We start from the raw sequence: 14,150 nt of genomic DNA, 5'->3' as shown, positions 1-14,150 counted from the left end.
CGATAAGGAGGCGTAAAAGACGTTATTGTTGTGTTGGGTATTGCGGGTAATTTGTGGATGGCACCGCATCCCCGAGTGAAATTTCTTGTAACGCTTGTTTCGTCACCGTAATGCCTTGATTGAGCGTTTGCTGAACAGGTTCGGCCACGGCATCCTTACTTTTCTTTTTGCGCATCTGTTCAATAAATTCCAATTGGAAGCCTTCTTGGAAAACGACAGTGATTTCAATTCCAGCACCAATCGGGATCACTGGGTGGTATTGCTCAGCACGTTTAATGAAGTATTCCGACAACATTTTTCCGGATTGTTGAACACCGCCACCGACTCCGCCTCGCATCACATCTGCCATCGTGGTCGTGCTACTGGCACCGATACCAACGGTTTCACTCCCCACTTTGGAAAAACCTGAGCCGACCGCTTCGATAAACCCGCCGCCAAAGGCATAACCGACTAACTCACCATTTCGAATGACCGGTTCTCCCTTAATCCCATTTTTCCCCATAAAGGAAACATGACCTTTAAAGGGCATATCAATCGTATGGCCAAACAGTTTACAAGACAGACGATCTGTACGAACGAGTCCGCGTTCACTGGAAATATCACCATACACCCCCGCCGTCACCGCACACCCACTTAAGTCATACTCTTCATTGTTCGGCATAATCAGTTTACCCGTTAAGCGAAACTGCATAGGTGATGGATTACTGTTCCCCGTGACAGAAGCATTGGCATCCGCGCCCTCAATCACCATCGCTTTAGCAAAACTCCCTGACGGGATATAAGGTAAAGCGGGTAAGCTGTTATCCACCTTATCCTCTTCATACTCGATGGTCATCGAATGTAAGCCTTGCTTTAGTACTGGGTTCACATTGATTTGAGGTTGCCCAACGGGATATTGCCCGCCTTGATAAAATGCCGTTGGCGGCGGGATAATCGGCTGACTGGCTTGACCATTCGGTGTTGGGATGGTGCCAACAGGCAGCGTTTGAGGTTGAAGTTGAGGTAAGGTATTGTCGCCATGGATCAACCCATTACTCACCTCATTCAGCTGGTCTTGCAACGTCGTTAAGTCTTTATCTTGTTGCTCAATTTTGTCGCGATACGCTTTATTTTCCTGCTCTAAACGTTCGATTCGGGCGTTCACGCTTTTCATTTGCTTGTCCACTTGTGATGCGGTGGATTGCAAATCCGCCATGGCGGCTTGCCCGACTTTACGGTCAAAGGTGGAAGAGACTACCCCCGTCATGTTCGGAACAGGCTTTTGTACCGTTTGTTTGGTTTTGGGTTTTGAGGGTTTGCTGAACCACCATGCAACCCCACCAATGGCACTGGCTCCTAACGCGACCATTAAAAAAACCACGAGTTGTTTACGACGCGTTTTCACATTTAAATTAGCCATGCGTCACCTCATTACTCACCGTTAACCACACGGTTGCGGTCGCACCCGGTAACACCTGTTCGCTATACGGCGAAATCAATACTGCCCTTACCCCCTGAGCATTAAACAATCGCTCAGTGATCGGTTTAGCGTTGGCCGTGGTGTTACGCACCGCCAGTTTGTATACCCGAACTTCGCCGCCATTCCACATTTCATCCGCAGACACCACATACCCCGACGGTAATGACAAGGTTGGCGTAACGGTAACAGGTGCTTTTGCAAAACCTTGCGGGACTTCGCCGTTGAGTAATGCTTTATGCAGTCCAATCAGCATTTGGGGATAAGGTAACGAACGTTCCCACTGTTTGGCGGCTGGACGTTTCGCAGGGACTGACGACACCAACTGCAACACGCGACCATCCCGTTTTTGCGGAACCGCCACTACTGACACGGTCAAACCGCCTGCGGTACGGACATAAAAGGTAAACGGTTTGGTTTGCGTGGTCATCAACACTACGCCACCACTGAGCTGACCCGTTGCCCCTTTTTGGTTGCCATTGATAAACATGCCTTGTGCACTATCAATCGCGACAATCCGGTCGCCTGGCACCACCAACATATTTGGCTCACTGTTACTAAAGGCCACACGCACTTGTGAATCGGGTGAAACAGGAATTTTTACAGGTAAAGTTGCAACGGGCTCCGCTAAACTGAAGGCAGAAAAGAGGCCCAAACTCAGGGCCAATAATGCCAGTTGACTTAACTTACTTTTTCTTCTTTTCATCGACTTGTACCTCAAAGCCCCCTATTGTCGTGAGCCCATTTGCGTACTTCAGAGTTAATCGTAATGTCACCCGTTCAGGTAGCGATTTACGGTTGCCAATCCACGTTTGGATATCACCGTGAATATCGACAATGCCAGAATTGGGATACACATCCATTCCGGACAAATAAAAGGCACTGGTGACATTGTTTTCAATGATTTGTTTCGCTTCTTCAGCCAAAATCTCTTGCATCTGCGGTCGCTGACTATTATCAAAAAATCGTAATAAGGCTTTGTGATTAGCTTTAACCGATTCTGGTGATACGTTGTAACGTAAGAAAATCAACGACTGTGCGGTTTGTTCGAGGTAGTTGGCATCCGCATGCGAACGACTTAGGGTAAACGGGGTTTCAAAGAACTGTGGGATATAGGTCATTTCACGGCTATCAATTAAAGTGGCAATATTCGACCACGCCAGAATATTCCCTGTAATGCTTCCTCCTAATAAGCAAACTAATATAATGAAAATGAGTGATGTGAATTTGTGGGCAGATTTGGCTGCGCTCAGTTTCACCGTGACCTCCTGTTATTTTAACCAGAGCCTGAACGCGGAGTCGGGAAGTCGTTTGTACATTCCCTGAAAACAGAAGGAAGGCAAATACCAGTAACACGCATTAATCAGCCAATCTGTTCCCCTCCCTTTTTTGAAATACCTCAGTGCAAACCAGAGCAAAGCGCCAACGACAACCCCTGCAATATATTGCTTGTCCATGACTCCCCAGCATAATGGGAGAGCAATGGCACAGGTTTCATCGAGCGGTAAGCCGATTGGACGGCTTTGCTCCGTCAGCGTCTGAGGAAAGATGAATCGCTTAGCGCGCTCTTCTTCCATTACGCTGTTCCTTCAATACCAAATTACGTCTCTTATGGTGTCACGCCTGGTGCACGGGCACGGATAATGGCAAAGATAATACCGGTGATCACAAAGAACACAGGGATTAACACGAATGTCGCTGGGTTGTGATTACGTAAATACATTAAGAAGACCAACACCACTTCCGCTAACATGAAGTAATAAATCAGTGTTGAATCTTCCCCGAAGCTCGCTTCTGCATCTTCACGCCCCGCGGCCATTAAGTCATCCGCCGCCATTGCCCCTTTAGAGACTAAAAATGCCATCATCGGTAAACCGATTAAACGGAATAAAGTTTTTCCCAGTTTAAAGTTCATCGCATCAATAGCACGTTTAAATAATCCCTTCTTACGGGCTGGCGTATTTTCGATAGTCAGTTGTGACATAGCAATTTCCTTGTTAATAGATGTTTCATTATTTTCAAAATAAACCCTTAAAGAGTATTAGATAGTAACTGAGCCTTTAGCTCGCTTTATTCCTTCATTAAACACAAAGAAATAAAGCGTGATAAAAACATGATGAATTGAATGCGCTACCGCCCCAGCCCGACAAATCCATTTTTTAATGGCAAAGTCTTCCCGCTGTCTTTTTATTTAACAGTTTATAAAATCAAGAAATTAAAATTTAAATAATTTATTTAGCTATATCCCAGTAACTTCCTGTTATTTCAGATTCATTGTATAGGCTATATACAAGTCTTAATAATGCTTCATCTTGTTTAGAGCGACCAGCTGATTTAGCTGAATTAGCTAACAATTCATGAATTCTAGAAGAAATAGGGATAGTTAATCTTATCGCCTTAAATTTTTCAGTTGTCATTAACGTGAATTCCTAAGTGAAATTTTAAACACTATATCTAATAAAAAAAATAATGGAATTAGACAACTGCCCCACATTTACAGATTGTTACAAATATGGGGCATCCGTCCAAGTTCATTAGAATAGATGTATAAAGAAATCCTTTAATAAATCACGAGGAATGTATTTTTTCCATGAATAAACTTCAGCAACATATTTAAAGTTTCCCTCACCTAACAATTCCAGTTTTCCATATACAGATTTCATTTTATTTTCAATAGTAGTTCTAGAAAAATTTAGAAATGATGCGATTTGTCTATATGACATACCTGAAATAAATAACCATGCTATTTTCCATTCATCCTCTAACAACTCATCAGATGGATTAACATTTTTAAACCTTTCTAAAGGGATTTTTTCAATATCTTTGTTTTTACTAATTATATTAATATCATAAAGACTTAAATTATTTGAAAATAAACTCATGGCTTTTAAAAAAAACGAATCATCATTGAATTTTGAAATTTGAATAAAATAAATAGGAGGTTCCTTTAATTGATGATTAAGAGAATAAGAAGGGAAAGAAACCACAATGTTCTTTGAGGTTACATTCAGAAAATCACTATTAAGAAGATTAGAAAATGAAGGGTAACAAATGTTATATAAAAATTGTTCAATACCTGTTAGCTTGAACAAATTGGAAGCTAAAAAAACAGAGTTCTCGTTTAAAATGGCCCATACTTCCTCTTTTTTAAGATGAAAATCAAAAAAATCGAGCAAAACCTCTTGTTTTATTGCGTTTAGATCAATAGGATCACATGTAGACATTTAACCATCTCCTTTAGGCTAGGTTATCTGTTTAGCTCAATAGGGGAGGTCAGAACTCCTTTATTGAGCGATTCATATTTTTTATGATTTACCAATCATGTTGGCATTGTTAAATAATAACTTTAATTAAATAAACAATCAATTATTAATTTGAATTAATGTGATATTTATTGTCAAAATTACATAGTAAAATATTATTCTAGAGTAAATAGAAACCACATTTATTTTAACTTAATCTTCCGGAAAAAAACTATTAATCAGCATTTCTGTCTCACGCTTCATTTCAGTTATACCCTCCCTAAAATCATAGCGGCTATCTTCTTTTATTTCGTTAATATTAAATAGCATCTGAAAAATCATTTGAATACATTGACGCGTTTTTGCTGAATCTTCTAACATTTGTTTTTTATAGAGATCTTCCCATGTCATTCCATCATCACCTGTTTCACCTGCTTTCTTCTTTAAATTCATTGTGACACGAACACCAATATCCAGCATTTCTGAGCAAACACTCGACATATTTGCATCAGCATGGCTTGCGCCATCAGCTCGCCGTTCATCAACAATCATTCTAATTGCATCATAAACTTTTTGTGACATATATACGTTTTGTCTTGCCATTTATTTAACCTATTTATTTGAGTGCTAATTGAGTGCCTATTAAAATCAATAGTATCATATTATTAGTGCTTTAGAAGTGCTAACCTTAATTTTTTTAAGCACTCTATTAGTGCTAACAACTAGGCACTAATGGAGCACTGTATATTATAACTTAATGTTTTAATTAGATTAGCCACAAAATAGCCACAAAACAGCACTAATTTAGCCACATTCCAGCACTCATTTAGCACTTAACACGAAGGTTTTTAAAATTTTCACCCATTTATTTTTAATTAACACCCTGATTTAATGATAAATTCTTGCAAAATGAAATTTTGCGTAGTGTGTGATGTCTTTCTTTCAGAGGAGCGTATTTATTGCTCCTCGTTTCTTTTGGCTCGCATTAAAATAGTGCTTTATTTTTTAATTAAAATGGGCGATTCTGAGTTAAGCGTATTTATTATTTCATGGGGTTTATATGCGAATGATCTTTATTCTCATTGCGTTATTTTTTTCACCTTTTTCATTTTCGTTTGATTGCTATGATAAAGCAGGAAATGATTATCAAATTGACCCTGATTTATTACGCGCGGTTGCCTTTCGTGAAAGTTCATTCCAACCGAATGCAATTAATCAAGCATCATCGACACGATACGCGATTGGATTAATGCAAATTCATTCGCAAAACTTTAATGAATTAGCCCAGTATGGCATTACTGAAAATCATTTAAGGCAAGACCCATGCATGAATATTTATACGGGTGCATTTTATCTCGCGAAATTTATTCGCATACAAGGGGATATTTGGAAAGGTGTGGGGGCTTATAATGCAGGATTGAAAAAATCCGAGGCTCAAGAACAAAAAAGAAATCAATACGCGCTTGAGGTCTATCACATTTATCTTAACATTAAAAAAAATAATTAAACTTATTCCTTTTACTTTCTATTTTTAACGCTATAATCATGTTTGATATTAAGTAATGCATGTGGCTTAGTATTAAAACGAGAAACGCGCCTTTATGGCGCGTTTTCTTTAATAACTGGTTTTTCTTAATACTCGACCAATTTCTCCACCTATCCCATCATTCCCAATAATTTGTTCTCGTCCTATTTTGTATAATATTCCTTGATGATAATTTTCAACCGTCATAATTTCGGTATCAAACTCATAAGACTCACCATATTTATCAATCAATGATTTGATTGCCAATGCTATTATTTCATCACTGTAATCCCGATGTGTGAAAACATAATCAGCACCACCATAAACTACGTTAAAAGGTGATGTTTCACTATAATGATAATCGGTATAACTATCAAAACGCGATGTTTCATATTTATTGATTAAAAATTCGACTTCATCCACTGTCGGACCATCTGTCCATGAAACATGGTAAGTACTGTAATATTGTTTACGAACTGAAAATTTTGTTTTTGGAAAATGTTTTTTTAATTCAGCGCGGATATTTTTACCGACGATTTTGATTTCCTTATCTGAATTAGAGGTTATCTGTGTTAAGTGCGAATATTCTTTGTTGCTTTTTTGGAATTCGACACCTTGTTTAAATTCATTTATCTTTCGTTCTTCTTCGGATTTTTCTGCTTGTTCATGTGCCTCAGCTTTTTCAATTAATGATTTAATTGTTTCTTTATCAACCGTTTCATTTTCAATTTTCCATTGTACGCCGTGTAAAATACTTTCCGGTAAACGATTTGATTTATTCCCATTAAAGAATACGATATCAAATTCAGCATTGCCCCCTGTGACCATAACATTATACATATTCTTTATGCTTTGTGGTTTTTGCTCGCCATGAATATTAACTATAACCCCCTTGCCGAGATTATATAAATTAGTGTAAACCACTTGACCAACCGATAATAATGTTTGCTGTTCCATATTCATTTACCTTTTTCTGATTTATTGATTGATGATGTTTAATGAAGCGCAAGTCTGAGACTTGCGCGGGATAGTGTTAATCAATGGCGTTTAATATTTTGGTTTGTGATTCAGGGGATAATGTGAAAATAAAATCCCGTAATTGATGAAAATAAGCAGAGATACGCTCACAATCTTCGTGATGCCCTTTTTCATAGGTCACAAATGAAAAATGGCTTAACATCATTAAGGTGACAATAATTCCCGCTTCTTGAGCACTTACATCGTCCATAAATCCATTCGGTGAAGTGAGCATATAGCCTTTTGTCGGTTGCAGATAAAAACCGCCATTCGACAACGTATAAAAATCCCAATAACCGCCGTTATAGGCTACGGCGTTCCGAGTCATCCAGTTATAGATTGCATTTTCAAAGGCAATACAGTACCGCCCTAATTTTGAAGGTAAAAATTTTAAACGAGCTTGAGCATTCTTCACCTCAATAGTCGTGATAACGATTTGGTCTTTTCCATTTCTTTCGTTAGATTCTCTCGCTGCAAGGTTTTGTTGTTGAGTCATTTTAGTGCCTCCTTTGGGTTAATGATTTCTTTCGTCGAGTTCCTGCGCTGCAAAGGGCGTGCATAGACGAAATGAGGAAGGAAGCAAGGGCGGAGGCAAAATTGTTGGAAAGCGCAGCGGCAAGAATTTTGCTGGAGTGCATTTTACCCTTGCTGGATGACGAGTTGAGTCTATGTTTAAGCCCGAGCGGAGGGGCTTGGCGAAAGATTAACAACACTGTGGCTGAAAATGACGCAACCCGACTTGCGGCGAGAGAATCGAACCGCAAGGCGTCCTTTGAGCTTAACAACGTTAAGCGGTTTATCAGGAGCAGCTCCCGCAGGGAGCTTGCATCCCTGCCCTTTGCGCCACGCGCCAGCGTAAAAAGGCGCAGGGGTTGGTGTTGTCGGATTGAGCCTGGCTCGATGCCAGGATTAAGCCGATGCGCAAAAAGGGGAACAAATCCCCTTGAAATAACGTGAATTAGGCTGTTAAAAAGGATTTAAAGCGAAATGAATTTAACATTAACATCGGGGTATACAGCGTTTGACGAACGTCCAGCGTTAAACTGTTGCCAATATTCACAATGGCAGGTATCCCCAATAATGCCAGTTGGACGTAGCACATTCGGGCGGCAACCTCATCAATATCGGTACACACTGCGATCATTTGCATTTGCGGATTAAAACCTTGTTGTAACACAGAATTGGCACAAGCAATCACCATTCCGCCCGCCCCGCACGTTGGCTCGGACACGCTGATATAGCCATTTTTTTCAATTATCGTGCTGCAATCACCGATAATAAGATTTGCCATTAGCTGGCTGATATGAAACGGGGTGAAAAATTGCCCCCATGCCCCTTCGCCTAACTCAAGTGACATAAACACCGCGCCTAAAAAATCGGTGGCTTGTTGGTCTAAGGCGTTAACACAAAGGGCTAATAGTTTCGCAAACGCATCCAAATCAGCGCTTTCATAACGCGCAATCACCTTAAAATAGGTTTGTTCCAATTCTTCGCATTTTTTTACACTGTTTTCTAATGAAATCGCGGCAACATGAATAAAATCGTGAAATACATCTAAGCGACTGTGATAACGTGCGGTTTGATTAAATAATTGAATAAACTCGGTGTGAAAATCACGCTTTGACTTGGTGTTAGCCATTGTTAGGGTTGCTTTTTCGACTGTTTTGTCTGTCTTTGTGTCTATCTTATTGGGTGAGCCTGAGATGATAGGACTGGGTGTTTTCACGGGTTGGCTTAAATCTACATCAAAAAAACTCAATTGTGACATATCGACGCTCCAAAACTGCCCCTGAAAAGGGGCAGTGAGTTAACTTAAATCCACGATTTACGCAGTTCCAAACAACGCAAGAGTTGCCCTAAACAATGGTTATTCATTGCAGGGATGCGAACGGGCTGTTTGCGTTTAAGCTGTTTGTCGATATGTCGCGCCATTGCCCGATAGGTAGGCTCAATATCACTAATCGCGATATCGTGACGCATGACCCGACGTTTTGACGCGACGGGCATTTTGGGCTTTACAGGATTGGCAGCGTATGCCATGATTGTTGAATTCATCGGAGTTTCTCCTTTGAGTTGATGATATGCCTTGAGTTCCTCGCAAAAGTTCCCCAAGGCACGGATTAAGCAGGCGCAAGCCTGCTTTTTTCATTGTTGCGCCAGTAATCCAGCACAACGCACACGCGAAATAATTTGCGCGTGAGATAACGTTGATACATCCCTAAACGTGAAATAGCGCCCGTCCACTTTGACAAAAATGTCAGTCACGTTCCCCATGACCATTTCTTGCAACTTAAATGATTCTGTATTGTTATTGCCTTGCCAATCTAACGGGGGCATAACGGATAACGCATCCATAAATTGCATTAAGGTGATTTCTGTCGGGGCTGTTTTAGCCGCTTGTTCACGCCCTATCCAATACATCAATTCCGCGCTTTGGGTTTCTTGGTAACTGTCTGTTTCGTACTGCTCTAATGCGTGATACATACTCTTTCTCCTTTTATGATTTAGTGGTGGGTTCAATATCGAACTGGCTCGATATTGAATAGCGCGTTACGATTTCGCGCTATTCAATAGGTCGCTTTAACGGTATTGGCGAACCCGTTTTTTAAACGGTTTAAGGTGGTTGGCGCTTTCAATTTCGCGGTAAGTTAAATCGGTGTTTTTTGTTCCATCGGTTAAGGCATATTGGTAATTCATGTTCATTTTTTCCGCGAATTTCGTTTTTCTCAGAAAAGTGAAGAATTCAGCAATGGAATTGAAGTGATAAACGTCATCCGCTTGCCCTGTTACATTTTGCTTATGGATTTCTGCAATAAAAACTTGATAATTCATGGTGATACTCCTTGTTTTTGGCTTTTAACTCATCTTTCTGGAGGTTTTGGCGTGGCGGTGTTGACGTTCACCGATGGCCTCGTAGTTCTCTTTGAAAGTGTTAATTCATCTTACTGTCAGTTCAGTCGCGGCAAGGGCGATGAAGCCAACAAGGGAAAGGTTTTGCAGGGGCGCAACGCGGCGAAGCGAACCCTTGCAAGTTCTTGAGCTTGAGGGCGTAATCAATAGCCCTAGCGAATGGGCTGATAGTAAGAAAATAACCGTCGGATGAGGAGGTAATCGGCCGACACGCAACGCGTGGCGTCTTTAACGGCCGTGCGAAGCACGAAATGCCGTGCAGTTAGGTTTCGCTTGCTATCCGAAGGACAGAGACGCTTGCGGCTCTGCGGAAACCCATTCGTAAAACGAATGGCGTTGGAGTGTAGGCGACAGCTCGATAACGTCGAGCTGCCGTAGGAACCCATAAGGGGTTATTTTATGTTTATGCTAAAAATCTCTTAACTCATTGTTATTAAAATTAAAGCTGTAACTTACTTAATCACTCGCTCAGTAAAACTCAATCTCTTTTTAACCGTATAGACTGGTTTTAAACCGAAATACTGACTTTCTTTTGCTAACCAGATCTTAAGCTCAACAAGAAAATGTTCGGGTGAATACCGAACATTTTCTTGCAATGCGCGGTATAATTCGACATTCATTGGTGTATATTGATGTAATAATGCATTAAGTTTCCATTCACTATTTAAAATGAGAAATAACTTTAATTTAATGAAAAGAGTGATGCTCAAGCACCAATAGACCAGTACCACGGGAACAACTAAGCCCACAATCGGTAAATTCGCCAAGATCAGCCATACAGACCCGACAGTTAACGTCAAAAACCAAACGAAAAGTCCCATTTTTTCAGCAAAATAGCGTGTTCTTACGCCGTGTTTTATTTTGCATAAATCCTGATAGGCTAACTCAAACCGCTGCTGCTCGGTGATTTCAGTAACATCATTTTCAATATTTTTCACTTATCTCATCCTTAAAATAGCACAAGACATGTGGCTAAAAATGCCCCTTTAACGTCCTGACTGACCGGATAATAATAGGTCGCATACCCTTCTCTAGGCACCGCCTTGTAATACCCCACGTTGATATCTTCACTGGCTAACCACGTTTCGCGGTCACTCTGTGAAATTTCATTCGCAGCAATTGCCGAATTAATGACCGTTTCTTTTGTGTGTTCACCGCGCATCATTAGAACCAAACTGTCTTCAGTTTCGAGTAAAACCACATTCCATTCATTCATCGTCAACACCCTTTTAACCGATTAATTTATTGGGAATGGCATAATTATCCAATAATTGCTCACCGTATGATCGGGTATCGATATCGTCATTGAAATCCAAGAGAGCCGACCACAACGGGGCAAAATCAAGGTATTTTCTCAAGTTTAAATTGTTAAATCGCGTCGTCCAGTTTACAAGCAATTCAATCAAATCATACTCTTCAATCCCATCATGATTAAACCGGTTGTACCACGATTTAAATTCACTGGGGGTAATAAAGGCTAACTCAATTTCAGCTTGAGCTAATCGATTTTGATACTGTTGCTGCGCTTTTATTTGGGCTTTTTGTCGGGCACGGCTCACAACTTGGACTTGAGACTGAATTTTTCGCCCCTGCCGTTCACGGTCGCGGTAATCCAGCTCAGGAAAAAAATCGCGCACATGATGATCGCACAACGGCAACGGACAAATATAACCACGGGACTGAATAAACGTATCAAGGGCGGCAAGATAGCGATTTTTTGATGGCATTTCGCGCTTGTCATCAAAAGATAACACCAACGTAGTGTGCAAATCTTTTGCGGTTATAGCCCCTTTATTCCCCGTAAAAATGCGAATTAACGCACAGGCATAGGGAAATCGTTTTTGGTATTGCCCTTTTTGCATTTTATCTTCGACAAAAAGGATGGCTTTTGCAGCGGCATATTGACGGTCATTAAAGGGAACAAGAGCTAAATGGTTTGGAATCGTTGTCATGATGATTCACACTGCCCTTTCGGGCAGTGTCTCCAGTATGATTATTGCGCGTTATCGGTGTGGTGAGTGTCAGCGTTTGCATCTAGAAAACAGCTCGGCAACCAATGGGTATCTTTAAGGGTATTTTCAGCCAACTCAGCGGCATCCCCTTTCTTCATTTTGACGGCTTCAAGGGCTTTATCTGATGCGCCAGCCTCGGCTAAACAATCACTGATTTGGTCTTTACTGATACGACCAAAGAAGTTGGCCTTCGTCGGTTGCCACCACTGGCGAAAATCGAAGGCAATCGCTTGTTCAATTGGACGCAAGGCTTTAGCTAACGTGTTATCGTGCGGAGCATGATGGTTCACTTCACTCAACGTTTGCGCGGAACAAAACGCCAGTAATGCGACTAAATCCGCTTGCTCCCATGACAACAACCATGAGAAATCGGATTGCCACCCTTCGGGGAGACGGGCTGACCATGACTCAAATTGCGTATTGAGTAATTGTAATGCTTCGCTGTCTTGGGCTGTCGGGGCATTTTTGAGTAATTCGTCCTGAGTACATGAAAACTTAATGTTAAACGCGGTTTTGGCATACCCTGAACCAAACACCTGAATGCACGCATCATGAACCAAAATCGCCAGTGCCACGTTCGGGTGCTGTGTTAATGCCGCTTGAACGGCTAACGTGCGCTCAGAAGAGAGACTTTTGCACAACGCTGCGCTGTAGGTAGAAACCGTCTCAACTTGAGTCGTTGATTGCTCACTCAGATTTTCAGTGGTACTTTCCTCTTCGCTGTTCTGCGTTTCCTGCTGCTCTAGGTCAATGACGCCACGGATGACACACGGTTCTCCATCACGGTCAAGGTAGACCACTACGCCTTTTGTTGCTTTTCCATCTGCTGTCCACGCCTGATTTTTGGTACGATCTTTAATGTCTTCGATTTGCTTTTCACAGTCTGCCACGGCTTGGCAAAGGTCAGCTTGTTCATTTTCATCATCCGTTTCCCATGATTGCTGACGTAAATCTGTTTCACGAGCACGCAATTCAGCCAGTAAATCCGCAAATTCAGGGGGAATGACCGTCTCGGGCGCATGACTGAGTGACAAGGTTTCCCCGTCATTACCGTAAAAACTCGGACGTTCTAAACGGGCAATACCGAACTGCCAATCCTCAATATCCGCTAACAGTTCCGCACAGACAGTGAGTTTATCGAGCGCCAATTTTTCTAATAGTGGCGCATTTTCAATAAATCCGGCTTCGGTAAAGAGGTCAATTTCAAGGGTTCCCCCTGCTTGCTCGTAGGCATTCAATCCAACAAAATTCACCAAGCGATTATTTTCGACGGGGGTTTTGGTTTCTTCAATCGCTTCACGTAAGTAACGTGGCTCTTTTTTCCACCCAATGGCATTGTTCCATACCATGACTTGGCGGTCATGGTCAGGCGTTCCGGCTAACGCTTGCAGCTGGTCTAGGGTGATATTGTCCGCATCCAATTCGGCTAATAGCTCGGGAGCCATGTTTGCTAAACGCAGACATTTTTTCACGTGGTGAGTGCTAAACCCTAACAAGTCACCGATTTCAGACGCATTTTTCCCTGTTTTTTGTAGCTCGATAAAAGCATGGAGTTGGTCGGCTGGATGCATGGCTTCACGTTGGCTGTTCTCCGTCAGGGAAATAATCAGCGCATCGGACTCTGAAACCACTTTGACGGGCACAGGGAAGCTCGACGCTAAATGCCCTTTTGTCACCAATTGTTGTAACGCCAGTAAACGACGTTGACCCGCAGCAACCCCGTAGACGTCATTGTCCATCGGGTAAACCACCAAGTTTTGTAACACCCCGACCGCTTGAATACTGTCTGCCAGTTCTGACAAGGCTTTTTCATCGATTGGGCGTTTACGGACATTGAGTTCACTCTGTACCAATACCGATAACGGCAACACATGCGCTTCCATGCTGTCTAATGCCTGATAAATCGCGTCGGCCTGAGCCGATTTTGCACCTTTTTTTGCTTTACGTTGTTTTGGGTTAATGATAGTTTCTAATGTAGACATATTAAT

The 14,150-nt window shown here is 41.6% G+C and carries 19 protein-coding genes; 1 reads left to right on the top strand and 18 read right to left on the bottom strand.

What is annotated here, in order from left to right:
• Positions 1-22: 22 nt before the first annotated feature.
• From traB to ACU696_RS00380, 8 genes are all read right to left on the bottom strand, one after another.
• Complete coding sequence (traB, locus tag ACU696_RS00415) at positions 23-1,399, bottom strand: F-type conjugal transfer pilus assembly protein TraB (protein ID WP_094962778.1); 1,377 nt, start codon at positions 1,397-1,399, stop codon at positions 23-25.
• A complete protein-coding gene (gene traK, locus ACU696_RS00410; protein ID WP_094962779.1) occupies positions 1,392-2,162 on the bottom strand; it encodes a type-F conjugative transfer system secretin TraK in 771 nt (256 codons plus the stop codon). The genes traB and traK overlap by 8 nt, the downstream gene beginning before the upstream one ends.
• The gene (traE, locus tag ACU696_RS00405) at positions 2,143-2,715 is read right to left on the bottom strand and encodes a type IV conjugative transfer system protein TraE (RefSeq protein WP_094962780.1); all 573 of its coding nucleotides are present in this window, start codon (positions 2,713-2,715) and stop codon (positions 2,143-2,145) included. The genes traK and traE overlap by 20 nt, the downstream gene beginning before the upstream one ends.
• A 12-nt stretch (positions 2,716-2,727) precedes the next feature.
• Entirely contained in the window at positions 2,728-3,033 is a 306-nt protein-coding gene (gene traL, locus ACU696_RS00400; protein WP_094962781.1) for a type IV conjugative transfer system protein TraL, read from the bottom strand.
• A 32-nt stretch (positions 3,034-3,065) separates the two neighbouring features.
• Positions 3,066-3,440, bottom strand: a complete 375-nt coding sequence (locus ACU696_RS00395; RefSeq protein WP_094962782.1) for a type IV conjugative transfer system pilin TraA — start codon at positions 3,438-3,440, stop codon at positions 3,066-3,068.
• 247 nt (positions 3,441-3,687) lie between these two features.
• Positions 3,688-3,873, bottom strand: a complete 186-nt coding sequence (locus ACU696_RS00390) for a TraY domain-containing protein (RefSeq protein ID WP_094962783.1) — start codon at positions 3,871-3,873, stop codon at positions 3,688-3,690.
• A gap of 117 nt (positions 3,874-3,990) precedes the next feature.
• Complete coding sequence (locus ACU696_RS00385) at positions 3,991-4,680, bottom strand: helix-turn-helix transcriptional regulator (RefSeq protein ID WP_094962784.1); 690 nt, start codon at positions 4,678-4,680, stop codon at positions 3,991-3,993.
• Positions 4,681-4,911: 231 nt separating this feature from the next.
• Positions 4,912-5,301, bottom strand: a complete 390-nt coding sequence (locus ACU696_RS00380; protein WP_210850875.1) for a relaxosome protein TraM — start codon at positions 5,299-5,301, stop codon at positions 4,912-4,914.
• A gap of 457 nt (positions 5,302-5,758) precedes the next feature.
• On the opposite strand from ACU696_RS00380, the gene ACU696_RS00375 reads away from it, so the two are divergent.
• Entirely contained in the window at positions 5,759-6,205 is a 447-nt protein-coding gene (locus tag ACU696_RS00375; RefSeq protein WP_210850874.1) for a transglycosylase SLT domain-containing protein, read from the top strand.
• A gap of 108 nt (positions 6,206-6,313) precedes the next feature.
• On the opposite strand, the gene ACU696_RS00370 is transcribed toward ACU696_RS00375, so the two are convergent.
• The 10 genes from ACU696_RS00370 to ACU696_RS00325 all read right to left on the bottom strand — a co-directional run bounded on the left by ACU696_RS00370 (position 6,314) and on the right by ACU696_RS00325 (position 14,144).
• Entirely contained in the window at positions 6,314-7,180 is an 867-nt protein-coding gene (locus tag ACU696_RS00370) for an LPD29 domain-containing protein (protein WP_447343008.1), read from the bottom strand.
• Between the two features lie 76 nt (positions 7,181-7,256).
• Positions 7,257-7,736 (bottom strand): antirestriction protein, encoded by a 480-nt coding sequence (locus tag ACU696_RS00365; RefSeq protein ID WP_210850872.1) that lies wholly within the window; start codon positions 7,734-7,736, stop codon positions 7,257-7,259.
• A gap of 462 nt (positions 7,737-8,198) precedes the next feature.
• Positions 8,199-9,008 (bottom strand): N-6 DNA methylase, encoded by an 810-nt coding sequence (locus ACU696_RS00360; RefSeq protein ID WP_247602713.1) that lies wholly within the window; start codon positions 9,006-9,008, stop codon positions 8,199-8,201.
• Between the two features lie 44 nt (positions 9,009-9,052).
• A complete protein-coding gene (locus tag ACU696_RS00355; protein WP_109912981.1) occupies positions 9,053-9,295 on the bottom strand; it encodes a hypothetical protein in 243 nt (80 codons plus the stop codon).
• A 90-nt stretch (positions 9,296-9,385) separates the two neighbouring features.
• Positions 9,386-9,724: a hypothetical protein gene (locus ACU696_RS00350; RefSeq protein ID WP_166685661.1), complete on the bottom strand. Its 339-nt coding sequence runs from the start codon at positions 9,722-9,724 to the stop codon at positions 9,386-9,388.
• A gap of 96 nt (positions 9,725-9,820) precedes the next feature.
• Positions 9,821-10,072 carry a hypothetical protein gene (locus ACU696_RS00345; protein WP_210850871.1) on the bottom strand — a complete coding sequence of 84 codons (252 nt, stop codon included), beginning with the start codon at positions 10,070-10,072 and terminating at the stop codon, positions 9,821-9,823.
• Between the two features lie 530 nt (positions 10,073-10,602).
• Complete coding sequence (locus tag ACU696_RS00340; RefSeq protein WP_210850870.1) at positions 10,603-11,088, bottom strand: hypothetical protein; 486 nt, start codon at positions 11,086-11,088, stop codon at positions 10,603-10,605.
• Positions 11,089-11,099: 11 nt separating this feature from the next.
• Positions 11,100-11,366 (bottom strand): hypothetical protein, encoded by a 267-nt coding sequence (locus ACU696_RS00335; RefSeq protein ID WP_210850869.1) that lies wholly within the window; start codon positions 11,364-11,366, stop codon positions 11,100-11,102.
• Between the two features lie 13 nt (positions 11,367-11,379).
• Positions 11,380-12,102: a plasmid SOS inhibition protein A gene (locus ACU696_RS00330; protein WP_094962793.1), complete on the bottom strand. Its 723-nt coding sequence runs from the start codon at positions 12,100-12,102 to the stop codon at positions 11,380-11,382.
• Positions 12,103-12,143: 41 nt separating this feature from the next.
• Positions 12,144-14,144: a ParB/RepB/Spo0J family partition protein gene (locus ACU696_RS00325; RefSeq protein ID WP_447343007.1), complete on the bottom strand. Its 2,001-nt coding sequence runs from the start codon at positions 14,142-14,144 to the stop codon at positions 12,144-12,146.
• Between the last annotated feature and the right edge of the window lie 6 nt (positions 14,145-14,150).

It is taken from the genome of Providencia sp. PROV_01, assembly GCF_053098325.1.
Note: the sequence above shows the minus strand (reverse complement) of the source record. Positions and strands in the feature narration are given on the sequence as shown.